The organism is Micromonospora sp. CA-248212 (assembly GCF_050948405.1).
In the GTDB taxonomy this organism is placed as follows: Bacteria; Actinomycetota; Actinomycetes; order Mycobacteriales; family Micromonosporaceae; genus Micromonospora.
The window spans coordinates 2689478-2715161 of the sequence record NZ_CP192023.1; the positions used below are offsets into that span (position 1 = coordinate 2689478).

Here is a 25684-nt window from a genome sequence, read left to right on the forward strand (position 1 = left end):
CCGGCGATGGACGAGGTGACCCGGATTCCGGTCGGCGGCGAACGACCGTACGACGTGCTGGTCGGACGCGACCTGCTGGGCGCGCTGCCGGGGCTGCTGCCCGGCGCGACCCGGGCGGCGGTGCTGCACACGCCCCCACTCAAGGCCCTGGCCGACGCGCTCGGCGAACGGCTGCGCGCGGCGGGCGTCGACCCGCTGCCGATCGAGGTGCCCGACGCCGAGTCGGGCAAGCAGATCGACGTGGCGGCCGCCTGCTGGGACCGGCTCGGCGCGGCCGGTTTCACCCGTACCGACGCGGTGGTCGGGGTTGGCGGCGGCGCGGTGACCGACCTGGCCGGCTTCGTCGCGGCCTGCTGGCTGCGCGGGGTGCGCTGGGTGCCGGTCGCGACCTCCCTGCTGGGCATGGTGGACGCGGCCGTGGGCGGCAAGACGGGGATCAACACCGCCGCCGGCAAGAACCTGGTGGGCGCGTTCCACCCGCCGGTCGGTGTGCTCGCCGACCTGGCCACCCTCGACAGCCTGCCCGCCGTCGACCTCGCGGCCGGGTTGGCCGAGGTGGTCAAGTGCGGGTTCATCGCCGACCCGGTGATCCTGGATCTCGTCGAGCGTGACCCCGCGGTGGCCACCGATCCGCGCGGGCCGGTCAACCGGGAGCTGATCGAGCGGGCCATCCGGGTCAAGGCCGACGTCGTCGCCGGCGACCTGCGTGAGTCGGGTCTGCGGGAGGTGCTCAACTACGGCCACACCCTGGCGCACGCGATCGAGCAGAACGAGGGCTACCGCTGGCGGCACGGTCACGCGGTCGCGGTCGGCCTGGTCTACGCGGCCACGCTGGCCCGGCTCGCCGGCCGACTGGACGCCCCGACCGCCGACCGGCACCGGAGCAGCCTGACCGCGCTCGGCCTGCCGGTGAGCTATCCGGCCGAGGCCTGGCCGCGGCTGCTGGCCACGATGCGGGTGGACAAGAAGGCCCGGGGCGCCCGGCTGCGGTTCGTGGTGCTGGACGGGCTGGCCCGCCCGGCGATGCTGGAGGGCCCGGACGACGCCCTGCTCGAAGCCGCCTACCGCGAGCTGGCCACCCCGTGAGCGTGCGGAGTGAGCCGGTTTTGCGAGCCCCGCAGTCGCAAACGGAAGAAAGCGCCGCATGAGGGTGTACGTGCTGAACGGGCCGAACCTGGGTCGGCTGGGCACCCGGGAGCCCGCCGTGTACGGCTCGACCAGCTACGCCGACCTGGTGGCGCTCTGCGAGGCCACCGGTCGGGAGCTGGGACTCGACGTCACGGTCCGGCAGACCGACGCGGAGCACGAGCTGCTCGGCTGGCTGCACGACGCCGCCGACCAGGGCGCCGCCGTGGTGCTCAATCCGGCCGCCTGGTCGCACTACTCGTACGCGGTGCGCGACGCCTGCGCCATGCTGCGCGGGCCGCTGGTGGAGGTGCACATCTCGAACATCCACACCCGCGAGGAGTTCCGGCACCATTCGGTGATCTCCGCGGTGGCGACCGGGGTGATCTGCGGTCTCGGCATTGACGGTTATCGTCTCGCGCTGCACCATCTGGCCACCCGCTGAACGGTCGCCCCGAGCGGGGGCGGCCCGATTCGACGCAGCTAGTAGACTTCTGGGGTCTGTCCGCCAATTGATGATCAAGGCAGGAAATGGCCTCCACCAACGACCTCAAAAACGGCCTGGTACTCAACCTCGACGGCGAGCTCTGGTCCGTCGTCGAGTTCCAGCACGTCAAGCCCGGTAAGGGTGGTGCGTTCGTGCGCACCACGCTGAAGAACGTGCTGTCCGGGAAGGTGGTCGACAAGACCTTCAACGCGGGCACCAAGGTCGAGACCGCGACCGTGGACAAGCGCACGATGCAGTACCTGTACGCCGACGGCGAGGACTTCGTCTTCATGGATCTGGAGACCTTCGACCAGATCACCGTGCCCGGCGGCACCGTCGGGGAGGCAGCCAACTACCTGCTGCCCGAGGCGGAGGCGACCGTCGCCACCCACGAGGATGTGCCGCTCTACATCGAGCTGCCGACCAGCGTCGTGCTCGAGGTCACCTACACCGAGCCGGGTCTGCAGGGGGACCGCTCGACCGGTGGCACCAAGCCGGCGACCGTCGAGACCGGCGCCACCGTGCCGGTTCCGCTGTTCATCACCACCGGTGAGAAGATCAAGGTCGACACCCGCGACGGCCGTTACCTCGGCCGCGCCTGATGGCTGAGGGTCCCAAGCAGCAGATGCCGGCGCGCCGCAAGGCGCGCAAGCGGGCGCTGGACGTCCTGTACGAGGCCGATCTGCGGGATCGTCCGCCCGTTGAGGTCCTGGCCGGTTACCTTCAGCGCATCGAACAGCCCCGGCCGGAGCACCTTGGCTACACCGTGGGGCTGGTCGAGGGGGTCGCCGAGCACCTCGACCGGATCGACGAGCTGATCGCCAGCTACGCCGAGGGCTGGACCCTCGACCGGATGCCGGTGGTCGACCGCAACCTGGCCCGGATCGCCGTCTACGAGCTGCTCTACGTCGACGAGATCGACGACGCGGTGGCGATCAGCGAGGCGGTCGAGCTGGCCCGGCAGATGTCGACCGATGATTCGCCGCGCTTCCTCAACGGTGTGCTCGGCCGCATCGCCGAGTACGCCACCCGCTGACGGCTCCGCGCACCCGCGACACCGAGAAGGGCCCGTGCCACCGGCACGGGCCCTTCTCGTCGAACGGCAGATCAGGTGAAGCGACAGCTCAGGAGGCGAAGAACGCCCGGGGGTCGGCCACCAGCACGCCGTGCTCGGTGAGCCGCTCGATCAGACCCGACGGTGAGGCGTCGTAGACGATGGCGAGCGCCCGGAGGTCGTCGGCGCGGATGGAGAGCACCCGGCCGTTGTAGTCACCGCGCTGCTGCTGGATCGCGCGGGCGTAGCGGGCGACGTAGGCCAGGTCCTCGGAGGCCTCGTCGTAGAGCCGCTCCAGGTCCAGGACGATCTTGCTGGTGGGCTCGTGCCGGACACCGCTGCCGTCGGGCAGCAGCTCCGAAACGGGGACCCGGTAGAACTCGGCCAGCTCGGCCAGACGGGACACCGTCACGGCCCGGTCGCCACGCTCGTACGAGCCGACCACCACGGCCTTCCACCGCCCGTTCGACTTCTCCTCCACACCCTGCAGGGAGAGGCCCTGCTGCTGGCGGATGGAGCGCAGGCGGGCGCCCAGAGATTTGGCGTATTCAGAGGGCATTCGGACACTCCCAGTGCTGCTCGGGGTTCTCCCGTCGATCGCTACGGAGCGTGACGGTACGGGGAATGGGACACCTGGTCAAGTGGTCGTGACCTTACCGTTGGGGAGTGCCGAGGGGGTCATCGGTGTTTCGTGGATCTGATCCGGTGGTCAGCGGCCGCTGTCGGTCGGCGCGGTGACCACTGGTAACGTGGCGTGAAGCCCCGGCCAGGGCGGCTCGCGCTCCCCGGTCGGAGGTGCCCGACATCCTTTAACGACCCGTCCCGTGAGGCGGGGAAGGAGGTCCGCCGTGGCGTCCCCACCGGCTGCCCGCCCGTCACCACCGCGACAACCCTCGGTGAAGGTGATCCTCGCCAGCGCCGACGTGCAGCGGGTGGTCGACCGCATCGCCCACCAGATCCTGGAGAAGACCCAGGGCGCGGCCGACACCGTGCTGCTCGGGATTCCCACCCGCGGCGTCCCCCTCGCGCGGCGGCTCGCCGCCCGGATCAGCACCTTCGAGGACGTCGTCGTCCCGGTCGGTGTGCTCGACATCACGCTCTACCGCGACGACCTGCGCCGGCACGCCACCCGCGCGATCGGCCCGACCCAGGTGCCCAGCGGCGGCATCGACGGTAAGCGGGTGATCCTCGTCGACGACGTGCTCTTCTCCGGCCGCACCGTGCGGGCCGCGCTCGACGCGCTCAACGACGTCGGCCGCCCGGCGTCCGTGCAACTGGCCGTGCTTGTCGACCGCGGCCACCGCGAGCTGCCGATCCGGGCCGACTACGTCGGCAAGAACATCCCCACCGCGCTCGCCGAGAGCGTCAAGGTGACGCTGGCCGAGACCGACGGAACGGACGAGGTCAAGCTCTACGGGGGAGCCCACTCATGATCAAGCACCTGCTCTCCGGCGCGGACCTGGACGCCGCCACCGCCACCGAGATCCTGGACACCGCCGCCGAGATGGCCACCGTCGCCGGCCGGGAGATCAAGAAGCTGCCCGCGCTGCGCGGCCGGACGGTGGTGAACCTCTTCTACGAGGACTCCACCCGGACCCGGATCTCGTTCGAGGCGGCGGCGAAGCGACTGAGCGCCGATGTGATCAACTTTTCCGCCAAGGGGTCCAGCGTCGCCAAGGGCGAGAGCCTGAAGGACACGGCGCTGACCCTGCAGGCGATGGGCGCGGACGCGGTCGTCGTACGACACCCCGCCTCGGGCGCCCCGCACCGGCTGGCCAACTGGGTGGACGGGTCGGTCGTGAACGCCGGCGACGGCACCCACGAGCACCCGACCCAGGCGCTGCTCGACGCGTACACGATGCGGGCCCGGCTGGGCCGGCTCGCCGGCCTGTCGGTCGCGGTGGTCGGGGACGTGCTGCACTCCCGGGTGGCCCGCTCCAACGTGCTGCTTTTGTCGACCCTCGGCGCGAAGGTCACCCTGGTCGGCCCGCCCACCCTCATCCCCGTCGACATCGCCGGAGCGCTCGCCCCGGGCATCGACGTGTCGTACGACCTCGACGCGGTGCTGCCGAACGTGGACGCGGTGATGATGCTGCGGGTGCAGCGGGAGCGGATGCGGGACTCCTACTTCCCCTCCGCCCGCGAGTACGCCCGCCGCTACGGGCTGGACGGTCCCCGGATGCGTCGCCTGCCCGAGCACGCGATCGTCATGCACCCCGGTCCGATGAACCGCGGGATGGAGATCACCCCCGAGGTCGCCGACTCACCCCGCTCCACCATCGTCGAACAGGTCACCAACGGGGTCTCCGTCCGGATGGCTGTTCTGTACCTGCTGCTCGGAGGGAACAACCGGTGACCGCGTACCTCATCACCAGCGTGAGCATCGTCGGCGCCGCGCCGACCGACCTGCTGATCCGCGACGGCGTCGTCGCCGAGGTCGGTCCGGGGCTGTCCGCGCCGGACGCCACCGTCATCGACGGAACCGGCCTGGTGGCCCTGCCCGGCCTGGTCGACCTGCACACCCACCTGCGCGAGCCCGGCCGGGAGGACGCCGAGACCGTCGAGTCCGGGTCCCGCGCGGCGGCGCTGGGCGGTTACACGGCGGTCTGCGCGATGGCCAACACGTCGCCGGTCGCGGACACCGCCGGCGTGGTCGAGCAGGTCTGGCGGCTCGGCCGGGAGGCCGGGATGGTCGACGTGCAGCCGATCGGGGCGGTCACCGTCGGGTTGGCCGGCGAGCGCCTCGCCGAGTTGGGGGCGATGGCCGACTCCGCCGCCCGGGTACGGATCTTCTCCGACGACGGGCACTGCGTCGCCGATCCGTTGCTGATGCGCCGGGCCCTGGAGTACGTCAAGGCGTTCGACGGGATCATCGCCCAGCACGCCGAGGAGCCCCGCCTCACCGAGGGCGCCCAGATGCACGAGGGTGAGGTCTCCACCCGGCTCGGGCTGATCGGCTGGCCGGCGGTCGCCGAGGAGGCGATCATCGCCCGGGACGTGCTGCTCGCCGAGCACGTGGGCAGCCGACTGCACGTCTGCCACGTCTCCACCGCCGGCAGCGTCGAGGTGCTACGCCAGGCCAAGGCCCGCGGGGTGCGCGTCACCGCCGAGGTCACCCCGCACCACCTGCTGCTCACCGACGAGCGTGCGGAGAGCTACGACCCGGTCTTCAAGGTCAACCCGCCGTTGCGTACGGCCGCCGACGTCGCCGCGCTGCGCGCCGCGCTCGCCGACGGCGTGATCGACATCATCGCCACCGACCACGCCCCGCACGCCGTGGAGGACAAGGAGTGCGAGTGGGCGTACGCCCGGCCGGGGATGCTCGGCCTGGAGACGGCGCTGTCCATCGCGCTGGACGTGCTCGGTCCCGAGTGGGACCTGATCGCCGAGCGGATGTCCCGCGTTCCCGCCCGGATCGCGGGACTGACCGGGCACGGCGTCGACCCGGCGCCCGGCGCCCCGGCCACCCTGACCCTGGTCGACCCGGCCGCCCGCCGCACCATCGAGCCGGCGGAGCTGGCCAGCCGCAGTCGCAACACCCCGTACGCCCGCATGACGCTGCCGGGTCGCATCGTGGCGACCTTCCTGCGCGGCGAGCCGACGGTCCTGGACGGAAAGGCAATCAAGTGACGCGTAGACGTTCCGCGATTCTCGTGCTCGAGGACGGGCGCACGTTCCCCGGTGAGGCGTACGGCAGTGTCGGGGAGACCTTCGGCGAGGCGGTCTTCACCACCGGCATGACCGGCTACCAGGAGACGCTGACCGACCCGTCCTACCACCGTCAGGTGGTCGTGCAGACCGCCCCGCACATCGGCAACACCGGCGTCAACGGCGAGGACGACGAGTCCGGCCGGATCTGGGTGGCCGGGTACGTGGTCCGCGACCCGGCCCGGATCGGCTCGAACTGGCGGGCCACCGGCGGTCTCGAGGACCGCCTCGCCACCGAGGGCGTGGTGGGCATCAGCGGGGTGGACACCCGGGCGCTGACCCGGCACCTGCGCGATCGGGGCGCCATGCGGGTGGGCATCTCCAGCGTCGAGAAGGACCCGCAGAGCCTGCTGGCCCGGGTCCGGCAGTCACCGCAGATGGTCGGCGCGGACCTGTCCACCGAGGTGACCACTCCCGAGCCGTACGTCGTCGACGCGATCGGCGAGCACCGGTTCACGGTGGCCGCGCTCGACCTGGGCATCAAGCGCAACGTGCCGCGCCGGCTCGCCGCGCGCGGGGTGAGGACCCACGTGCTGCCGGCCTCGTCGAGCATCGAGGACCTGCTCGCCACCGGCGCCGACGCGATCTTCCTGTCGCCCGGACCCGGCGACCCGGCCACGGCCTACGGTCCGGTGGCGGTGGCCCGGGAGGCGCTGCGGCGGCAGGTGCCACTGTTCGGCATCTGCTTCGGCAGCCAGATCCTCGGTCGGGCGCTCGGTTTCGGCACCTACAAGCTGGGCTACGGCCACCGGGGAATCAACCAGCCGGTGCTCGACCGGGCCACCGGCAAGGTCGAGGTGACCAGCCACAACCACGGCTTCGCGGTCGAGGTGCCGGGCGCGGGGGTGGGTGCCGGCGCGGTCGTCCCCGACCAGGTGATCGACACCAACTTCGGTGGCGTGCGGGTGTCGCACGTCTGCCTCAACGACAACGTGGTCGAAGGGCTGCGGGCCGTGGACGTGCCCGCCTTCACCGTCCAGTACCACCCGGAGGCGGCGGCCGGTCCACACGACGCGGACTACCTCTTCGACCGTTTCGCCGAGCTGATCGAAGGCGGGAAGAATGCCTAAGCGGACCGACCTCAAGCACATCCTCGTCATCGGCTCCGGGCCGATCGTCATCGGGCAGGCCTGCGAGTTCGACTACTCCGGAACCCAGGCGTGCCGGGTGCTGCGCAGCGAGGGGATCCGGGTCAGCCTGGTCAACTCCAACCCGGCCACGATCATGACCGACCCGGAGTTCGCCGACGCGACCTACGTCGAGCCGATCACCCCGGAGTTCGTCGAGCTGGTCATCGCCAAGGAGCGCCCGGACGCGATCCTGGCCACTCTCGGCGGGCAGACCGCGCTGAACACGGCAGTCGCCCTGCACGAGGCCGGCGTCCTGGAGAAGTACGGCGTCGAGTTGATCGGCGCGAACATCGACGCCATCAACCGGGGTGAGGACCGCCAGCTGTTCAAGGAGATCGTCGCGAAGGCCGGCGTACGCCTCGGCGTCGACGACCCGGCCGCGCTGGTGCCTCGCTCGCGGGTGTGCCACTCGATGGACGAGGTCGAGGCGACCGTCGCCGAGCTGGGCCTGCCGGTGGTGATCCGGCCGTCGTTCACCATGGGCGGCCTGGGCTCCGGCATGGCGCACACCCCCCAGGACCTGGCCCGCATCGCCGGCGACGGCCTGGCGGCCAGCCCGGTGCACGAGGTCCTGATCGAGGAGAGCGTGCTCGGCTGGAAGGAATACGAGCTTGAGCTGATGCGCGACCGGCACGACAACGTGGTGGTGGTCTGCTCCATCGAGAACATCGACCCGATGGGCGTGCACACCGGCGACAGCGTGACCGTGGCCCCGGCCATGACGCTCACCGACCGGGAGTACCAGCACCTTCGTGACCTGGGCATCGCCGTGCTGCGCGAGGTCGGGGTGGACACCGGCGGCTGCAACATCCAGTTCGCGGTCAACCCGGTCGACGGCCGGATCGTGGTGATCGAGATGAACCCCCGGGTGTCGCGCTCCTCGGCGCTGGCCTCCAAGGCGACCGGCTTCCCGATCGCGAAGATCGCCGCGAAGCTGGCCATCGGCTACACGCTCGACGAGATCCCCAACGACATCACGTTGAAGACCCCGGCGGCGTTCGAGCCGACCCTGGACTACGTGGTGGTGAAGATCCCCCGGTTCGCGTTCGAGAAGTTCCCCGGCGCGGACCCGGAGCTGACCACCACCATGAAGTCGGTGGGCGAGGCCATGAGTCTCGGGCGCAACTTCAGCGAGGCGCTGAACAAGGCCATGCGGTCGATGGAAACCAAGGCGGTCGGCTTCTGGACCACTCCGGACCCGGCGGGCGTCACCCTGGCGGACACCCTCGCCGCGCTGCGCGTGCCGCACGACGGCCGGCTCTACACCGTCGAGCGGGCGCTGCGTCTCGGCGCGTCGATCAGCGAGGTGAGCGAGGCGTCCGGCGGGATCGACCCCTGGTTCCTGGACCAGATCGCGGCGCTGATCGAGCTGCGGACCGAGATCGTCGACGCGCCGGTGCTCGACGCCGAGCTGCTGCGCCGTGCCAAGCGGGCCGGGCTCTCCGACCGGCAGCTCGCCGCGCTGCGTCCGGAGCTGGCGGCCGAGGACGGCGTACGGGCCCTGCGGCACCGCCTCGACGTCCGCCCGGTCTACAAGACCGTCGACACCTGCGCGGCCGAGTTCGAGGCCAGCACGCCCTACCACTACTCGTCGTACGACTCCGAGACCGAGGTCGTGCCGTCGGACCGGCCGAAGGTGCTGATCCTGGGCTCCGGCCCGAACCGGATCGGGCAGGGCATCGAGTTCGACTACTCGTGCGTGCACGCCGTGCAGGCGCTGCGGGCGGCCGGCTACGAGACCGTGATGGTCAACTGCAACCCGGAGACGGTGTCGACCGACTACGACACCGCCGACCGGCTCTACTTCGAGCCGCTGACCTTCGAGGACGTCCTGGAGGCCTGGCACGCGGAGGACTCCTCCGGCCGCGCGGCCGGCGGCCCGGGCGTGGTCGGTGTGGTCGTGCAGCTCGGCGGGCAGACCCCGCTGGGGTTGGCGCAGCGGCTCAAGGACGCGGGCGTGCCGGTGGTCGGCACCTCGCCGGAGTCGATCCACCTGGCCGAGGAGCGGGGCGCGTTCGGCGCCGTCCTGGCCCGCGCCGGGCTGCGCGCGCCGGCACACGGCATGGCCACCTCGTACGACGAGGCCAAGACGATCGCCGACGAGATCGGCTACCCGGTGCTGGTCCGTCCGTCCTACGTGCTCGGTGGGCGTGGCATGGAGATCGTGTACGACGACCCGACGCTGCGTGACTACATCGGCCGGGCCACCGACATCTCCGGCGACCACCCGGTGCTGGTGGACCGGTTCCTCGACGACGCCATCGAGATCGACGTGGACGCCCTGTGCGACGCCGACGGCGAGGTCTACGTCGGCGGCGTGATGGAGCACATCGAAGAGGCCGGGATCCACTCCGGAGACTCGTCCTGCGCGTTGCCGCCGATCACCCTGGCGGGCTCGCACCTGGCCGAGGTCCGCCGGTACACCGAGGCCATCGCCCGGGGTGTCGGCGTGCGTGGTCTGCTCAACGTGCAGTACGCGCTCAAGGACGACGTGCTCTACGTGCTGGAGGCGAACCCGCGCGCGTCGCGGACGGTTCCGTTCGTCTCGAAGGCGACGGCGGTGCCGCTGGCCAAGGCGGCGGCCCGGATCGCGCTGGGCGCGACCATCGCCGAGCTGCGTGCCGAGGGTCTGCTCCCGGCGACGGGGGATGGTGGGACGATGCCCGCCGACGCGCCGATCGCGGTCAAGGAGGCGGTCCTGCCGTTCAAGCGCTTCCGTACCCGCGCCGGCAAGGGAATCGACTCGCTGCTCGGCCCGGAGATGAAGTCGACGGGTGAGGTGATGGGCATCGACACCAACTTCGGGCACGCCTTCGCCAAGAGCCAGTCGGCCGCGTACGGGTCGTTGCCGACCGCCGGGAAGATCTTCGTGTCGGTGGCCAACCGGGACAAGCGCGGCATGATCTTCCCGATCAAGCGGTTGGCCGACCTGGGCTTCGAGATCGTGGCGACGGCCGGTACCGCCGAGGTGCTGCGCCGGCACGGCATCGCCTGCGAGCAGATCCGCAAGCACTACCAGGCCGGCGAGGGCGACGACGCCGTGTCGCTGATCCTCGGCGGCCACGTGGCGCTGGTGATCAACACGCCGCAGGGCTCGGGCGCGAGTGCCCGCTCCGACGGTTACGAGATCCGCAGCGCCGCCGTCACCACCGACATCCCCTGCATCACCACGGTCCCCGGCGCCGCCGCGGCGGTGATGGGGATCGAGGCACGTATCCGGGGCGACATGCGGGTGCGACCGTTGCAGGATCTGCACGCCACCCTGCGGGCGGCGCAGTGACGCTGTTCGAGCGGGTCGTCCGGCCCGGGTTGTTCCGGCTCGGCGGCGGGGACGCCGAGACGGCGCACGAGTGGACGCTGCGGCGGTTGGCCGCACTGTCGCGGCGTCCCGCCGTCCTGGCCGCGCTGCGGGCCCGGTACGCCGTCGAGGCGCCGCGCACGGTCTTCGGCGTGCGGTTCCCCAACCCGGTCGGGCTGGCTGCCGGCATGGACAAGGACGGCGCCGCGCTGCCGGCCTGGCCGGCGCTGGGGTTCGGCTTCGTCGAGGTCGGCACGGTCACCGCGCACGCCCAGCCGGGCAATCCGCGGCCCCGGCTGTTCCGGCTGCCGGCCAGCGAGGCGGTGGTCAACCGGATGGGCTTCAACAACGCCGGCGCCGCGGCGTTGGCCGCCCGGCTGGCGGCGTTGCCCCGTCCACTCGGGGTGCCGTTGGGCATCTCGCTGGGTAAGTCCAAGGTGACTCCGCTCGACGAGGCGGTCGAGGACTACCTGGCCTCGTACCGGGCGCTGCGTGGGCACGGCGACTACTTCGCGGTGAACGTGTCGTCGCCGAACACGCCGGGTCTGCGGTCGTTGCAGGACCGTGCCCACCTGGACGCGCTGCTCGGCGCGCTGGTGGGGGAGAAGCCGGTGCTGGTGAAGATCGCGCCGGACCTGACCGAGGCGGCGATCGCCGAGTTGTTGGAGGTCTGCCTGGCCCGGGGCGCCGCCGGGGTGATCGCCACGAACACCACCCTGGCCCGCGACGGGCTCGCCGCCGTGGACACCGACCGTGGCGCACAGGCCGGCGGCCTGTCCGGTCGGCCGCTGACCGGCCGTGCCCGGGACGTGGTGGCCTTCGTGCACCGCGAGACCGGCGGCCGGCTGCCCATCGTCGGGGTCGGCGGCGTGCTCGACCCGGACGACGCCACCCGGATGTTCGATGCCGGCGCCGCCCTGGTGCAGCTCTACACGGGCTTCATCTACCGGGGCCCGGCCCTGGTCCGGGCGGCGGCCCGCGCGAGCGCCACGGCGGCGACGCCGGATCCGGTCGCCGGCCGGTGAGTGTCCCCGGCCCGGTGCCCGCCCTGCGGTATGGGGACGGGGCGGGGCCGGCGCAGCGGTTCCACCCGGCCGCGCGACGTCCGTCGTCCGGCCGGCTTCACGCACCCGAGGAGTACGCGTGACACCCGAGGAGATTCAGGCCGTCGACCGGGCGCACGTCTGGCATCCGTACGCCACGCTGCCGCCGGCGAACGCGCCGTTCGTGGTCCGCAGCGCCGAGGGGGTGCGGCTGAGGTTGGCCGACGGCCGGGAGTTGGTGGACGGGATGTCGTCCTGGTGGGCGGCGGTCCACGGCTACCGGCACCCGGTGCTGGACGCGGCCGTTACCGACCAGCTCGGGCGGATGAGCCACGTGATGTTCGGCGGACTCACCCACGAGCCCGCCGTGCGGCTCGCGCGGACGCTGGTCGAGCTGGCCCCGGACGGGTTGGAGCACGTGTTCCTGGCCGACTCCGGATCGGTCAGCGTCGAGGTGGCCGTGAAGATGTGCCTGCAGTACCAGCGGGCGGTCGGTCGGCCGGAGCGGCGTCGGCTGGCCACCTGGCGGGGCGGGTACCACGGCGACACGTTCCATCCGATGAGCGTCTGCGACCCCGAGGGCGGGATGCACCACCTCTGGGGTGACGTGCTGCCCCGCCAGGTCTTCGCCCCGGTGCCGCCGGGCGGGTTCGCCGATCCGCCGGACGAGGCGTACGTGGCGGCGTTGGTGGACGCCGTCGAGCGGCACGCCCACGAACTGGCCGCGGTCATCGTGGAACCGGTGGTGCAGGGCGCGGGTGGGATGCGCTTTCACCATCCGGGTTACCTGCGGGTGCTGCGCGAGGTGACCCGCGCGCACGGGGTGCTGCTGGTCTTCGACGAGATCGCGACCGGGTTCGGCCGTACCGGCACGATGTTCGCCGCCGAGCACGCCGGGGTGTCCCCGGACGTGATGTGCGTGGGCAAGGCGCTCACCGGCGGCTACCTGACCCTGGCCGCGGCGCTGTGCACCCCGGAGATCGCCCGTGGGATCTCCGCTGACGGCGTCCTGGCGCACGGTCCGACGTTCATGGGCAACCCGCTGGCCTGCGCGGTCGCCAACGCCTCCATCGGGCTGCTCCGGGCGGGCGACTGGGCGGCACAGGTGTCCCGGATCGGCGCGGGCCTGCGCGCCGGCCTGGAGCCGCTGCGCGCCGTGGCGGGCGTGGCCGACGTGCGGGTGCTCGGGGCGATCGGCGTGGTCCAGCTCGACCACGACGTCGACCTCGGCGCGGCCACCACGGCCGCCGCCGACCGTGGCGTCTGGCTGCGGCCCTTCCGCGACCTGATCTACACGATGCCGCCGTACGTGACGGACGACGCCGACCTGGCCCAGATCGCGGCCGGGGTGGCGGCGGCCGTGGCGGCCGGCTGAGCGGGAACCGACAAGCATTCCGGGAGGCGGCCAGCCGCCCGGGCGACAAGAGGGGAAGTACGCCGATGGAGAGCTTCGGCACCCGGCTGCACCGGGCCGTCACCGAGCGCGGACCGCTCTGCGTGGGCATCGACCCGCATCCCGGCCTGCTGGCCCGCTGGGGCCTCGCCGACGACGTCGACGGTCTGGACCGGTTCACCCGAACCGTGGTGGATGCGCTCGGTGACCGGGTTGCGGTTGTCAAGCCTCAGTCGGCCTTTTTCGAGCGATTCGGATCCCGCGGTGTGGCGATTCTTGAGTCAACTATCCGACAGTTACGGGAAGCCGGATCGCTCGTTCTGCTCGACGTCAAGCGTGGCGACATCGGCTCAACGGTCAGCGCGTACGCCTCCGCGTACCTGGATCCATCCAGCCCGCTGTATGTCGACGCGGTCACGGCCAGTCCCTACCTGGGAGTAGGTTCGTTGGCGCCGATGTTCGAGTTGGCCGCCAAACACGGCGGCGGGGTCTTCGTGCTGGCCCTCACCTCGAACCCCGAGGGCGCGGCCGTGCAGCGGGCCCGCACGGCCGACGGGCGCACTGTGGCGCAGACCGTGATTGACGAGATTTCCCAGCTCAACAGCGGTGCGGACCCCCTCGGCAGCTTCGGTCTGGTGGTCGGGGCCACCATCGGTGACACCGGTCATGACCTGTCCACCGTCGGGGGGCCGCTGCTCGCTCCGGGGCTCGGCGCGCAGGGTGCGGGCGCCGCCGATCTGCGTACCGTCTTCGGCTCCAGCCTCGCCGCGGTGCTCCCGTCGTACTCCCGTGAGGTCCTGTCGGCGGGACCGGACAGCGACGCCCTGCGGGCCGCCGCGGACCGCGTGCTGGTCGAGTGTCGGGCAGTTCTGGCTGCCCGGTGACTGACTGACGGCTCGGTCACTTTGCGATGATCATCGCGCGCCCACGTTGCCGAAAGCTCCGTCGACCGCTAGTTTTCCCCGCGCTGGGAACCATGGACCCCTTGGTTCACAGCGACACCACGTTTCACAGATGCGGCGGTGCGCCCCGCCCGCCGCGATAGGGACCTGAGGAGAACTGGTGCCGCTCCCGTCACTGACCCCCGAACAGCGCGCTGCCGCGCTCGAGAAGGCCGCGGAGATCCGCAAGGCCCGTGCCGAGCTGAAGGAGCAGCTCAAGCAGGGCAAGACCACCCTTGGCGCCGTCCTCGAGCGCGCCGAGAGCGACGATGTCGTCGGCAAGCTCAAGGTTTCGGCTGTCCTGCAGGCGATGCCGGGCATCGGCAAGATCCGGGCTACCCAGATCATGGAGAAGCTCAAGATCGCCGACAGCCGTCGTCTGCGCGGCCTCGGCGAGCAGCAGCGCAAGGCACTGCTTGGAGAGTTCGCCGCCAACTGAACCTGGCAGCGTGTAGAAACAAGCAGTGAGCACGGATGACGAGGCGCGCCCGGCGGCTCGGCTCACTGTCCTGGCTGGACCTTCGGGTTCCGGCAGGGAGAGTGTCGTCGAGCTCGTCCGGGCGCGTTTCCCGTCCGTGTGGATCCCGGTGCCGGCAACGACCAGGCCGCGCCGGGAGCCGGAGGTGGACGGGGAACAACGGGTCTTTCTCGCCCCGGCCGAGTTCGAGCGCCGGGTGGCCGGCGGCGAGCTGCTGGAGTGGTCCCGGATCGGCGCGTACCGCCGGGGGACCCTGCACCCGCCGCTGCGCGCCCGGCTCGACGCCGGGCAGCCGGTCCTGCTTCCACTCGACGTGACCGGGGCCCGGCTGGTGCGGCAACGACTGCCCGACGCGCGTCTGGTGCTGCTGATCCCGCCCGGACGCCGGCCGGACGCCGCCGCCGCGGCCGCCTTCGCGGACACCCTCACGCACGACCTCACCGATCGGGTGGCGGACGAGCTGGTAGGCTTACTCGGTTCAACTCATCCGGATCCGGCCTGGTCGCGCCTGCGTGGCTGACGGCCGGCCGCCGTCGGGACTCAGCACCGCGTCCGCGCGGCTCGAAAGACGCAGAGGTTAATTCGTGGGATCCATCGCCAACCCCGAAGGCATCACCAACCCGCCGATCGACGAGCTCCTCGAGAAGACGACGTCGAAGTACGCGCTGGTCATCTTCGCCGCCAAGCGCGCGCGCCAGGTCAACGCCTACTACAGCCAGCTCGGTGAGGGCCTCCTGGAGTACGTCGGCCCGCTCGTCGAGACCACCCCGCAGGAAAAGCCGCTCTCCATCGCCATGCGCGAGATCAACGGCGGTCTGCTCACCGCCGAGCCGACCGACCAGCCGTAGGCGCGTCCCCGTCGATGTCCGCCTCGATCGTCCTCGGGGTCGGCGGCGGCATCGCCGCCTACAAGGCGTGTGAGCTGCTGCGACTCTTCACCGAGTCGGGCCACCGGGTCCGTGTCGTGCCGACCGCGTCGGCGCTGAGATTCGTCGGCGCGCCGACCTGGGCGGCGCTCTCCGGCCAGCCGGTCGCCGACGACGTCTGGTCCGACGTGCACGAGGTGCCGCACGTCCGCCTCGGCAAGCAGGCCGACCTGGTGGTGGTCGCGCCGACCACCACCGACCTGCTCGCCAAGGCCGCCCACGGGCTCGCCGACGACCTGCTGACCAACACGTTGCTGACCGCCCGCTGCCCGGTGGTGCTGGCCCCGGCCATGCACACCGAGATGTGGGAGCACCCGGCCACCGTCGCCAACGTCGCCACGCTGCGCTCCCGGGGCGTCCGGGTGATCGAGCCGGCCGTCGGGCGGCTCACCGGCGCCGACACCGGCAAGGGCCGCCTGCCCGACCCGGCGGAGATCTTCGCGATCGCCCGCCAGGTCCTCGCTCGGGGCGCCTCCGCCCCGGCGGACCTGACGGGTCGCCGGCTGGTCGTCACCGCCGGGGGTACCCGCGAGCCGTTGGATCCGGTCCGCTTTCTCGGCAACCGCTCCTCGGGCAAACAGGGCTACGCCTTCGCGCGTTCGGCGGTCGCCCGCGGTGCCCGGGTCACGCTGATCGCGGCCAACGTCTCGCTCGCCGACCCCGCCGGGGTCGACCTGGTCCGGGTCGGCACGACCGCCGAGCTGCGCGAGGCGACCCTGAAGGCCGCCACCGAGGCCGACGCGGTCGTGATGGCGGCGGCTCCGGCCGATTTCCGACCGGCGACGTACGCGCCTGGCAAAATCAAGAAGTCGGACGACGGTGTCGCTCCCACCATCGAGCTCGTCACCAATCCGGACATCGCGGCGGAGCTCGGCCAGCGCAAGGGACCGGGGCAGGTGCTGGTGGTGTTCGCCGCCGAGACCGGCGACGCGGAGGCCAACGGCCGGGCGAAGCTGGCCCGGAAGCGGGCTGACCTCATCGTGGTCAACGAGGTCGGTCCGGACCGGGTCTTCGGCGCCGACACCAACACGGTGACGGTCATCGGCGCGGACGGCTCGGTGAGTCGTCTGCCGGAGCAGGCCAAGGAGGCGGTGGCCGACACCGTGTGGGACCTCGTCGTGGCGCGGCTGGCCAACCGCTCCTGACGGGTGGAACAGGGCGCGACCGACCCCGACACCGGCCGCAGCGGTGACTAGACTGCCGCGGAACGACCTCACACGCTTAGGAGTGCCGTGACACGCCGCCTCTTCACGTCCGAATCGGTCACGGAAGGCCACCCGGACAAGATCGCCGACCAGATCAGCGACGGCATCCTCGACGCGCTGCTCGCCGAGGACCCGCACAGCCGGGTTGCCGTCGAGACCATGATCACCACCGGCCAGGTGCACATCGCCGGCGAGGTCACCACCAAGGCGTACGCCGACATCCCCACCATCGTCCGCCGGACCATCCTCGACATCGGGTACGACTCGTCGAAGAAGGGTTTCGACGGCGCGTCCTGCGGGGTCAGCGTCTCGATCGGCGCGCAGTCCGAGGACATCGCGCAGGGCGTCGACAACGCCTTCGAGCTGCGGACCGGGGCGTCGGAGAGCGCGCTGGACGCGCAGGGCGCCGGCGACCAGGGCATGATGTTCGGTTTCGCCTGCTCGGAGACGCCGGAGTTGATGCCGCTGCCGATCGCGCTGGCGCACCGGCTGGCGCGTCGGCTCGCCGCGGTGCGCAAGGACGGCACGATCCCGTACCTGCGGCCGGACGGCAAGACCCAGGTCACCATCGAGTACGAGGGGCTGCGCCCGGTCCGGCTGAACACCGTGGTGGTGTCCAGCCAGCACGCCGCGGACATCTCGCTGGAGTCGCTGCTCACCCCCGACGTGCGTGACTCCGTCATCGCTCCCGAGTTGGAGAGCCTCGGTCTGGACACCGACGGCTACCGGCTGCTGGTCAACCCGACCGGCCGGTTCGAGATCGGTGGCCCGATGGGTGACGCTGGCCTGACCGGCCGCAAGATCATCGTTGACACCTACGGCGGGTACGCCCGGCACGGCGGCGGCGCGTTCTCCGGCAAGGACCCGTCCAAGGTGGACCGGTCGGCCGCGTACGCGATGCGCTGGGTGGCCAAGAACGTGGTCGCCGCCGGCCTCGCCGAGCGGTGCGAGGCGCAGGTCGCCTACGCCATCGGCAAGGCGCACCCGGTGAGCCTGTTCATCGAGACGTTCGGCACCGAGACCGTGCCGGTCGCCTCGATCGAGAGCGCCGTCTCCGAGGTGTTCGACCTGCGCCCGGCCGCGATCATCCGGGACCTCAACCTGCTCCGCCCGATCTACCAGCAGACCGCCGCGTACGGCCACTTCGGCCGGGAGCTGCCGGACCTGACCTGGGAGAGCACCGACCGGGCCGCCGACCTCAAGTCGGCCGCAGGAGCCTGACCGCCACCAGGCGTAGCGACCGGCGACCCGCACCAGGGTCGCCGGTCGCGCGCGTCTGCGTGGACGTGCCGCTGGCGCACCTGGACCGCCCGTTCGACTACCTCGTGCCGGCCGAGCTGGACGACGTGGCGGTGCCCGGCACCCGGGTCAAGGTGCGTTTCGCGGGGCAGTTGGTCGACGGTTGGCTGCTGTCCCGGGCGGACGACTCCGGGCACACCGGCCGCCTCGCCTACCTGGAGAAGGTCGTCTCGCCCGAGCCGGTGCTGACCCCCGAGGTCGCCCGTCTGGCACGCGCGGTCGCCGACCGGTACGCGGGCAACCTCGCCGACGTCCTCCGGCTCGCCGTGCCACCCCGACACGCCCGTGTCGAGAAGGAGCCCTCTGCGGACCTGCCAGCCCCGGCCCCCGAACCCGCCGAGACCGCCGAGACCGCCGAGACCGCCGCGACAGCCGCGCCCGGCGGTGCGGCTGCGCCCGGCGGTGCGGCTGCGCCCGGCGGTGCGGCTGCGCCCGGCGGTGCGGCTGCGCCCGGCGGTGCGGCCGGATCCGGCGGTGCGGCCGGGCCCGGCGGTGCGGCTGCGCCCGGCGGTGCGGCCGAGCCCGGCGGTGCGGCCGTGACGGCAGTGCCAGACGGTACCGCCGAGTCCGGTGATGCCGCCGCGACAGCCGTGGCCGACGGTGCGGCCGAGTCCGATGATGCCGCCGGGCCGGCGGTGCCTGGCGGACCGACGGTGCGTGGCGGGCCGGCGGTGCGTGGCGGGCCGGCGGTGCGTGGCGGGCCGGCGGTGCCCGGGGAGTCCGGGGTGCCGGAAGGTTCCGCCGCACCGGGGGAGTCGGTCGACCCGAGGGGATGGCGGGACTATCCGGCCGGGCCGGCGCTGTTGCGGGCGCTCACCGACGGCCGGCCCGCCCGTGCGGTCTGGTCGGCCCTGCCCGGCGAGGACTGGGCCGCCCGCTACGCCGACGCCGTGGCCGCCACCGTCGCCGGTGGGCGCGGCGCGGTGGTCGTCGTGCCGGACGCGCGCGACCTCGACCGTCTCGACGCGGCGCTGACCGACGTGCTGGGCCCCGGGCGGCACGTCGCACTCTCCGCCGCCCTCGGGCCGGCCCGGCGCTACCGGGCGTTCCTCGCCGCCCGTCGCGGGCAGGTGCCGGTGGTCATCGGCACCCGGGCGGCGATGTTCGCCCCGGTGCGCCGGCTCGGTCTCGTCGCCGTCTGGGACGACGGGGACGACCTGCACTCCGAACCCCGCGCGCCCTATCCGCACGCCCGCGACGTACTGCTCACCCGAGCGCGGCTCGGCGAGGCCGCAGCGCTGGTCGGCGGGTACGCGCGTACGGCCGAGGCGCAGTTGCTGCTGGAGACCGGCTGGGCCCGGGAGGTGGTCGCCGACCGGGCGACGGTGCGGGCGCGGATACCGGCCATCGCGCCGACCGGGGACGATCCGCAGCTCGCCCGTGATCCCGGTGCGGCCACCGCGCGGCTGCCCAGCCTGGCCTGGACGGCCGCCCGCGACGCGCTCCGGGCGGGCCTGCCGGTGCTCGTGCAGGTACCCCGCCGCGGCTACCTGCCCTCGGTCTCCTGCGCCGACTGCCGCACCCCGGCCCGCTGCGCGCACTGCGCCGGCCCGCTGGCCCTGCCGTCGGCCGGCGGCACTCCCGCCTGCCGGTGGTGCGCCCGGGTCGCCGCCGCGTACGCCTGTCCCCAGTGCGGCGGGCGGCGGCTGCGGGCGGCGGTCACCGGCGCCCGGCGTACCGCCGAGGAGCTGGGCCGGGCGTTCCCCGACGTGCCGGTGCGGACCTCGGGGCGCGAGGAGGTGTTGACCGACGTGCCCGGCACGGCCGCCCTGGTCGTCGCCACGCCCGGTGCCGAACCGGTCGCGGCCGGCGGCTACGGCGCGGTGCTGCTGCTCGACTCGTGGGCCCTGCTGACCCGGGCCGACCTGCGTGCCGGCGAGGAGGCGCTGCGCCGCTGGCTGGCCGCGGCGGCGCTGGCCCGCCCGGCGCCGGCCGGCCGCGTGGTGGTCGTCGCCGACGGCGCGCTCGCCCCGGTGCAGGCGTTGCTGCGCTGGGACGCCGCCTGGTTCGCCGGTCGGGAGCTGGCCGAGCGCCGCGAGCTGGGCTTCCCACCGGCGGTACGGATGGCGAGCGTCACCGGCCCGGCCGAGGCGGTGGCCGACCTGCTCGACGCGGCGCGGTTGCCCGCCGACGCCGAGGTGCTCGGGCCCGTGCCGGCCGAGGAAGGGCGCGAACGGATGCTGCTGCGGGTGCCCCGGGCACGGGCCGCCGCGCTCGCCGAGGCTCTGCACTCGGCTGCCGGGGTGCGCGCCGCCCGCAAGGCCGCCGAGCCGGTTCGTCTCCAGGTCGATCCGTTGAGCCTGTTCTGACCGTTTCGCGGGCGGTGGCAGGCGGGCGCGGCGACCGGTGCCCGCACACCGCGTCCGGCAGAACGCTGGTGACGAGGTGGTAGCATCGCCCGTCATGCTCGGGCTGTCGATGATGTCAGGAAGCCGGTTATCAGGGGTGGACCAGTCGTGACCGTTCGACAATCGATCGTCTTCAACGGCGACCTCGGCAGCGGCAAGAGCACGGTGTCGGTGGAGATCGCCAAGCGGCTCGGTATGCGCCGGGTCAGCGTGGGTGATCTCTATCGGGAGATGGCGCAGCAGCGGCAGATGACCGCCCTGCAACTCAACCTGCACGCCGAGCTGGACCAGGCCGTCGACGGGTACGTCGACCAGCTCCAGCGCGACATCGCCGCCTCCGGCGAACACCTGATCATGGATTCGCGGCTGGCCTGGCACTTCTTCACCGACGCGCTCAAGGTGCACATGATCACCGAGCCGGGTGAGGCGGCCCGCCGGGTGCTGGCCCGCCCGTCCGGCCCGGCGGAGAGCTACGCCTCGCACGAGGAGGCCAAGGCCAAGCTCCGCGAGCGCAGCGCCAGCGAGCGCAGCCGGTTCATCCTCCGCTACGGGGTGGACAAGGCGCGGTTGCGCAACTACGACCTGATCTGTGACACCACCCGGGCCTCCGCCGCCGAGGTGGTCGAGCACATCGTCGCCGCGTACGAGGGCACGCTCGGCGCCGAGGTGCTGCGCGACGGCCCGCCGCTGCTGCTGCTGGATCCGGCGCGGGTCTACCCGACCGAGGACATCGCCACCCTGCGTGGCCTCTGGGACAGCGAGTTCGTCGGCGACGTGGCCGAGGCCGGCGACGAGTCGTTGGAGCCGCTCAAGATCGGCTTCACGGGGGAGTACTTCTTCGTCGTCGACGGTCACCGGCGGCTCAGCGCCGCCCTGCAGAACGGCTTCTCCCTGGTGCCGGCGCAGCTCGTCGCCGAGGTCGACGAGCCGGTGGTCGGCGGGATGAGCGCCGTGGACTACTTCGCCGCTCAGGTGCGGCCGGGCCTGGTCTACGACTGGGAGGCCGCCCACAAGATCCACCTGCCGTTGCCGGAGCCGGCGCTGCTCCGCGGCGACGCCGTGCTCGCCGCGGACACGGGCGTCGGCGCCTAGGCGCAGCCTGAGCGCGACGCCGGACCGGCGCGCGGGACGCGCGCCGGCCCGGGTGTCGGGTTGGACGATGGTCGTGCGGAGGCGTCAGCCCAGGACGACTCCGGAGGCGCCCACGCCGGCCATGCCGGAGAAGATGTCCTCGTAGTAGAACCGCCAGGCGCACACCCGCCCGGCGGTCACGTAGCCGGTGCACGCCGTCGTCGTGTTGGTGTCGTCGATGGCGGTGTTGGTGCCGGTCGCCCAGACCTGGAGGGTGTTCGCCGCGTTCACGATCTCCACGGGGCCGCCGCTGTCACCCTGGCCGACGGCGTTGGTGTGGGCGGTGTTCTCGGCCTGCACCTGACCGCAGACCGTACCGAAGTTGCGCACGTTGATGCACAGGTTGCGGGCCTTCACCTGGATCGAGCACCGGGTGCCGGAGTACGCGCCGGAGCTGCACACCCAGTTGCCGACCTGGCTGGCCTGCGCGCCGATCACCTGATTGCTGAACTCGCTGACCACCGCGCCGTTCGCGTCCGTGCTGTTGTTGAAGACCCGGCCGCCGCCGCTGCCCGCGATGAGCAGGCTGTCGCTGCTGACGTTGCGGCTGATGACGGTGCCGATGGTCTGCCCGGTCGGGTCGGCCGCCACGACGTTGAGGTTGGCGCAGTGCGCGGCGGAGAGTACCCGCGACACCCCGCCCTGGTAGACGCCGAAGCCGGTCGAGCAGCCGCCACCGGTGGAGGTGTTGCGCCACGCGGCGCCACCCCACCAGGGCGGGCTGTCGTCCCACCGGGTGGCGGGAGCGGCGGCGACGCCGGTCTGGACGGTCACCGGAACGCCGGCGAGAGCCGTCGCCCCGAGCAGCCCACTCTGCGTACCGACGAGCAGGCCGGCGCCGTCGGCGCGCGGCCCCACCGTCGTGATCTTGTCGCCGGCCGTGGCGCGCAGCTTGTCGGCCGCGACCATCAGCTCCCGCTGCGAGTACGCGGCGGGCAGCACCGTCGTCGCGACGGTGGCCCGGGCGTTGGCCACCAGTCGGGCCGGCGGCTCGCCCTTCCAGTAGACCTGGAGATGACGGGTGGCGGGATCGGCGACGATGCCGGCGAAGCCGGAGTTCGCGCTGCGCTGCGCGGCGTTGGTGATCTGGGCGGCGGCGGTGTTCATCCGCTGCTGCAACTGGAGCAGCTCCGACCAGGAGGCGAAGCCGCCTGGCACCGCGGTGCTGTCGACGAACGATCCGGTGGTGGTGGCCTTGCCCTTCGGCGCGGCGGTGGCCGACGTGGCGGTCACGCCCGTGACGAGCAGCGTGAGGCCGCAGGCAGCCACGGCGATGCGACGCAGCATCGACGCGGACCGTCGGGCGTTCGGGTGTGGACGGATCATCTGTACCCCTTCCCCAGGGTTCGTGGCGCGGGCCGGGCCCGCACCAGGGACGGTGGCACGCGACGTCCGATCCGGACGGCGATCCTGGACGGGATTGGACACGGTCGGACACCATCGGACGGCGAAAGGTCCGATGTGAACTGTCAGACATCGGCGATCTCCTATCTCACCGCTGGTAGCCGCGTCTAGCCTGCCCGTGTCGGCATCCGGGGCGCCGGGTGACCGGGAGGGGGTGGGGGCCGCATGTCCGACCAGTGGATTCCGCCCGGCGTTCGTGCCGGGGCCCAGGAGTCGCCCGGGGGGTGCGACGTGGCACGCCGTGCCGCCGCGGCGCAGACCCTGCCGGATCTGGCCGGTCTGCTGCGCCAACTTCGCCGCCGCGAAGCACGGCAGCAGGGCGAGACCCGGCTGACATACCGGCAGTTGGCGGCGAAGACCGGCTGGTCACGCGGCATCATCGGGGAGTACTTCGCCGGTAACGTCCTGCCCCCGCCGGAGCGGTTCGACGCGCTCATCCGATTGCTCGGCGCGAGCCCCACCGAGCAGGGTGTGCTGGCCACCGCGCGGGACCGGATCGAGGAGCGACGCCGACGCCCGACCGGCGACCACGCGACCGACGTACGGGCGGGCGCCGGGGCGGCGCGCCCCCAGGGCGGCGGCGCACGGGTCGCCGCGACGTCGAACCGCCTCCCCGTACCCCGTCAACTGCCCCCGGCGCTGCCCGGATTCGTCGGACGTACCGCCCAGCTCGCGCAGCTCGACACCGCCTGGGCCAGCCCGGACGCCGCCGACGACGGCGGCGTGGCGCCCGCCGGGGTGGTGACCCTGTCCGGTACGGCCGGGGTCGGCAAGACCACCCTGGCGGTGCACTGGGCGCATCGGGTCGCCGACCGCTTCCCGGACGGTCAGCTCTACGTCGACCTGCGAGGATTCGACGCCACCGGCACGGTGGTGACGCCCGTCGAGGCGGTCCGGGGATTCCTCGAGGCCCTCGCGGTGCCGCCCGAACGGATCCCCACCCACCTGAGCGCGCAGGTGGGCCTGTACCGCAGCCTGCTCGCCGGCCGTCGGATGCTGGTGCTGCTGGACAACGCCCGCGACGCCGAGCAGGTCCGGCCGCTGCTGGCCGGCAGCCCGACCTGCCTGGTCCTGGTCACCAGCCGCAACCGCCTGGCCGGTCTGGTCGCCGCCGAGGGCGCCCGGCCGGTGGGCGTGGAGCTGCTCAGCGCCGCCGAGGCGTGGCAGCTGCTGGCCCGCCGGCTCGGCGCGGACCGGCTGACCCTCGAGCCAGGGGCGGTGGACGAGATCATTGAGCGGTGCGCGCGGTTGCCGCTGGCGCTGGCGGTACTCGCCGCGCGGGGCGCGGCAAATCCCGATTTTCCCCTGGCCAGCCTCGCGGCCGAGCTGCGCGAGGCGCCCCACCCGTTGGAATCGTTCGACGCCGGTGACGCCGGCACCGACGTGCAGGCCGTGTTCTCCTGGTCCTACCGGAGCCTGACGCCCCCGGCCGCGCGGCTGTTCCGGCTGTTCGGCTGCCACCCGGGCCCGGACATCGGCGTGGCGGCGGCGGCCAGCCTGGCCGGGGTGCCCCGCGAGCAGGCGCCCCGACTGCTGGCGGAGCTGGCCCACGCGCACCTCGTCACCGAGCACGCCCCCGGTCGGTTCGGCGCGCACGACCTGCTCCGGGCGTACGCCGTCCAGCAGGCCGAACGGTTCGAACCGGCCGGCGCCCGACGGGCCGCGATCCGGCGTGGACTGGACCACTACCTGCACACCGCCCACGCGGCCGCGCTGCTGCTGCAACCGGGCCGGGATCCGGTCACCCTGGCCCCGGTCGCCCCCGGTGTGCGGCCCGAGGAGATCATCGACCACGGGCGGGCGCTCGCCTGGTTCACCACCGAGTACCCGGTGCTCCTGGCGGCCGTCGCGCACGCCCGGCGCGTCGGGTTCGACAGCCACGCCTGGCAGCTGGCGTGGACGCTGGTGGACTTCCTGCAACGCCGGGGGCGGTGGCCGGACCTCGCCGCCGCCCAGCGGACCGCCCTGGCCGGGGCCCGCCGGGCAGGCGACCGACTCGGGCAGGCGAACGCCCACCGGGACCTCGCCCGGGTGCTGTCCCGGCTGGGTCGGGTGGACGAGGCGGCGAGCAACTACCGGCACGCCCTGGCGATCTTCGGGGCGTTGGGTGACCACACCGGGCAGGCGCGTACCCACCGCGCGTTCGGCGCGATGCTCGACGGCCTCGGCCGGCACGCCGAGGCGCTGGAGCACGGGCAGCGGGCGCTGGCGCTGTACCGCGACGCCGGCCACCTCGCCGGGGAGGCGAGCGCCCGCAACGCGGTCGGCTGGGCGCACGCCCAGCTCGGGCAGTACGCCCCGGCGCTCACGCACTGCGGGCAGGCGCTGACGTTGCTGCGCCGCACCGGCGACCGGCACGGTGAGGCGAACACCTGGGACAGCCTGGGCTTCATCCACGCCCGCCTGGGTGACCACGCCGAGGCGATCCGCTGTTACGGGCGGGCGCTCCGGCTCTACCGGCGGATCAGCGACCGGTACGACGAGGCGGACACCCTGTCCCGGCTCGGCGAGAGCCGCCAGGCGGCGGGGGACACCGTCGGCGCGGTGCGGACCTGGCGGCGTGCCCTGCGCATCCTCGACGACCTCGGCCATCCCGACGCCGAGCGGGTCCGTGCCCTGCTGGCCGCGGCGGCGACCGCCGGGGGCTGACGAGCGCCGGGCAGGGGATGCCTTCCGGCGGCGGCACCGGGATGATGGAGCCTTCCACGCATCGA

Annotated in this window: 22 protein-coding genes; 20 read left to right on the forward strand and 2 right to left on the reverse strand. The window is 72.8% G+C overall.

Annotated features, from left to right (window positions below):
- Nucleotides 1-6: 6 nt before the first annotated feature.
- From aroB to nusB, 4 genes are all read left to right on the forward strand, one after another.
- Nucleotides 7-1086: a 3-dehydroquinate synthase gene (gene aroB / locus ACQP03_RS12960; protein WP_357133450.1), complete on the forward strand. Its 1080-nt coding sequence runs from the start codon at nt 7-9 to the stop codon at nt 1084-1086.
- Nucleotides 1087-1144: 58 nt separating this feature from the next.
- Nucleotides 1145-1570, forward strand: coding sequence for a type II 3-dehydroquinate dehydratase (aroQ, locus tag ACQP03_RS12965; protein WP_433460921.1), 426 nt, complete (start codon nt 1145-1147; stop codon nt 1568-1570).
- Nucleotides 1571-1656: 86 nt separating this feature from the next.
- Nucleotides 1657-2214: an elongation factor P gene (efp, locus tag ACQP03_RS12970; protein ID WP_355053076.1), complete on the forward strand. Its 558-nt coding sequence runs from the start codon at nt 1657-1659 to the stop codon at nt 2212-2214.
- 23 nt (nt 2215-2237) lie between these two features.
- Nucleotides 2238-2648 (forward strand): transcription antitermination factor NusB, encoded by a 411-nt coding sequence (gene nusB, locus ACQP03_RS12975; RefSeq protein ID WP_355053144.1) that lies wholly within the window; start codon nt 2238-2240, stop codon nt 2646-2648.
- An 88-nt stretch (nt 2649-2736) separates the two neighbouring features.
- Here the strand turns inward: nusB and bldD are convergent, their stop codons facing one another.
- Complete coding sequence (gene bldD / locus ACQP03_RS12980) at nt 2737-3225, reverse strand: transcriptional regulator BldD (RefSeq protein WP_007458348.1); 489 nt, start codon at nt 3223-3225, stop codon at nt 2737-2739.
- Nucleotides 3226-3514: 289 nt separating this feature from the next.
- On the opposite strand from bldD, the gene pyrR reads away from it, so the two are divergent.
- From pyrR to ACQP03_RS13055, 15 genes are all read left to right on the forward strand, one after another.
- Complete coding sequence (pyrR, locus tag ACQP03_RS12985; RefSeq protein ID WP_357133446.1) at nt 3515-4099, forward strand: bifunctional pyr operon transcriptional regulator/uracil phosphoribosyltransferase PyrR; 585 nt, start codon at nt 3515-3517, stop codon at nt 4097-4099.
- Complete coding sequence (locus tag ACQP03_RS12990; RefSeq protein WP_357133444.1) at nt 4096-5022, forward strand: aspartate carbamoyltransferase catalytic subunit; 927 nt, start codon at nt 4096-4098, stop codon at nt 5020-5022. The genes pyrR and ACQP03_RS12990 overlap by 4 nt, the downstream gene beginning before the upstream one ends.
- Nucleotides 5019-6296 (forward strand): dihydroorotase, encoded by a 1278-nt coding sequence (locus tag ACQP03_RS12995; protein WP_355053079.1) that lies wholly within the window; start codon nt 5019-5021, stop codon nt 6294-6296. Before ACQP03_RS12990 ends, ACQP03_RS12995 begins: the two co-directional genes overlap by 4 nt.
- Nucleotides 6293-7444, forward strand: a complete 1152-nt coding sequence (gene carA, locus ACQP03_RS13000; RefSeq protein WP_433460922.1) for a glutamine-hydrolyzing carbamoyl-phosphate synthase small subunit — start codon at nt 6293-6295, stop codon at nt 7442-7444. The genes ACQP03_RS12995 and carA overlap by 4 nt, the downstream gene beginning before the upstream one ends.
- A complete protein-coding gene (gene carB / locus ACQP03_RS13005; protein WP_433460923.1) occupies nt 7437-10784 on the forward strand; it encodes a carbamoyl-phosphate synthase large subunit in 3348 nt (1115 codons plus the stop codon). The genes carA and carB overlap by 8 nt, the downstream gene beginning before the upstream one ends.
- Entirely contained in the window at nt 10781-11827 is a 1047-nt protein-coding gene (locus tag ACQP03_RS13010; protein WP_433460924.1) for a quinone-dependent dihydroorotate dehydrogenase, read from the forward strand. The genes carB and ACQP03_RS13010 overlap by 4 nt, the downstream gene beginning before the upstream one ends.
- Before the next feature lie 118 nt (nt 11828-11945).
- On the forward strand, nt 11946-13220 hold the full coding sequence (locus ACQP03_RS13015; RefSeq protein WP_357397366.1) for an adenosylmethionine--8-amino-7-oxononanoate transaminase: 1275 nt from the start codon (nt 11946-11948) through the stop codon (nt 13218-13220).
- 65 nt (nt 13221-13285) lie between these two features.
- A complete protein-coding gene (pyrF, locus tag ACQP03_RS13020) occupies nt 13286-14122 on the forward strand; it encodes an orotidine-5'-phosphate decarboxylase (RefSeq protein WP_357133432.1) in 837 nt (278 codons plus the stop codon).
- Between the two features lie 178 nt (nt 14123-14300).
- Nucleotides 14301-14618, forward strand: a complete 318-nt coding sequence (gene mihF / locus ACQP03_RS13025) for an integration host factor, actinobacterial type (protein WP_007458370.1) — start codon at nt 14301-14303, stop codon at nt 14616-14618.
- 25 nt (nt 14619-14643) lie between these two features.
- Nucleotides 14644-15177, forward strand: a complete 534-nt coding sequence (locus ACQP03_RS13030) for a guanylate kinase (RefSeq protein ID WP_357133430.1) — start codon at nt 14644-14646, stop codon at nt 15175-15177.
- A 64-nt stretch (nt 15178-15241) separates the two neighbouring features.
- Nucleotides 15242-15505 carry a DNA-directed RNA polymerase subunit omega gene (gene rpoZ / locus ACQP03_RS13035; RefSeq protein WP_074318577.1) on the forward strand — a complete coding sequence of 88 codons (264 nt, stop codon included), beginning with the start codon at nt 15242-15244 and terminating at the stop codon, nt 15503-15505.
- A 14-nt stretch (nt 15506-15519) separates the two neighbouring features.
- Nucleotides 15520-16728, forward strand: coding sequence for a bifunctional phosphopantothenoylcysteine decarboxylase/phosphopantothenate--cysteine ligase CoaBC (coaBC, locus tag ACQP03_RS13040; RefSeq protein ID WP_357133428.1), 1209 nt, complete (start codon nt 15520-15522; stop codon nt 16726-16728).
- An 87-nt stretch (nt 16729-16815) separates the two neighbouring features.
- Nucleotides 16816-18009 carry a methionine adenosyltransferase gene (metK, locus tag ACQP03_RS13045; RefSeq protein WP_355624166.1) on the forward strand — a complete coding sequence of 398 codons (1194 nt, stop codon included), beginning with the start codon at nt 16816-16818 and terminating at the stop codon, nt 18007-18009.
- Between the two features lie 59 nt (nt 18010-18068).
- Nucleotides 18069-20396: a primosomal protein N' gene (locus tag ACQP03_RS13050; RefSeq protein WP_433460925.1), complete on the forward strand. Its 2328-nt coding sequence runs from the start codon at nt 18069-18071 to the stop codon at nt 20394-20396.
- Between the two features lie 147 nt (nt 20397-20543).
- Entirely contained in the window at nt 20544-21527 is a 984-nt protein-coding gene (locus ACQP03_RS13055) for an AAA family ATPase (protein ID WP_357133425.1), read from the forward strand.
- A gap of 84 nt (nt 21528-21611) precedes the next feature.
- Here the strand turns inward: ACQP03_RS13055 and ACQP03_RS13060 are convergent, their stop codons facing one another.
- On the reverse strand, nt 21612-22892 hold the full coding sequence (locus ACQP03_RS13060) for a hypothetical protein (protein WP_396832149.1): 1281 nt from the start codon (nt 22890-22892) through the stop codon (nt 21612-21614).
- A gap of 309 nt (nt 22893-23201) precedes the next feature.
- Here ACQP03_RS13060 and ACQP03_RS13065 point away from each other — a divergent pair, with 309 nt between their 5' ends.
- Nucleotides 23202-25619, forward strand: coding sequence for an ATP-binding protein (locus ACQP03_RS13065; protein ID WP_433460926.1), 2418 nt, complete (start codon nt 23202-23204; stop codon nt 25617-25619).
- Nucleotides 25620-25684 lie beyond the last annotated feature (65 nt).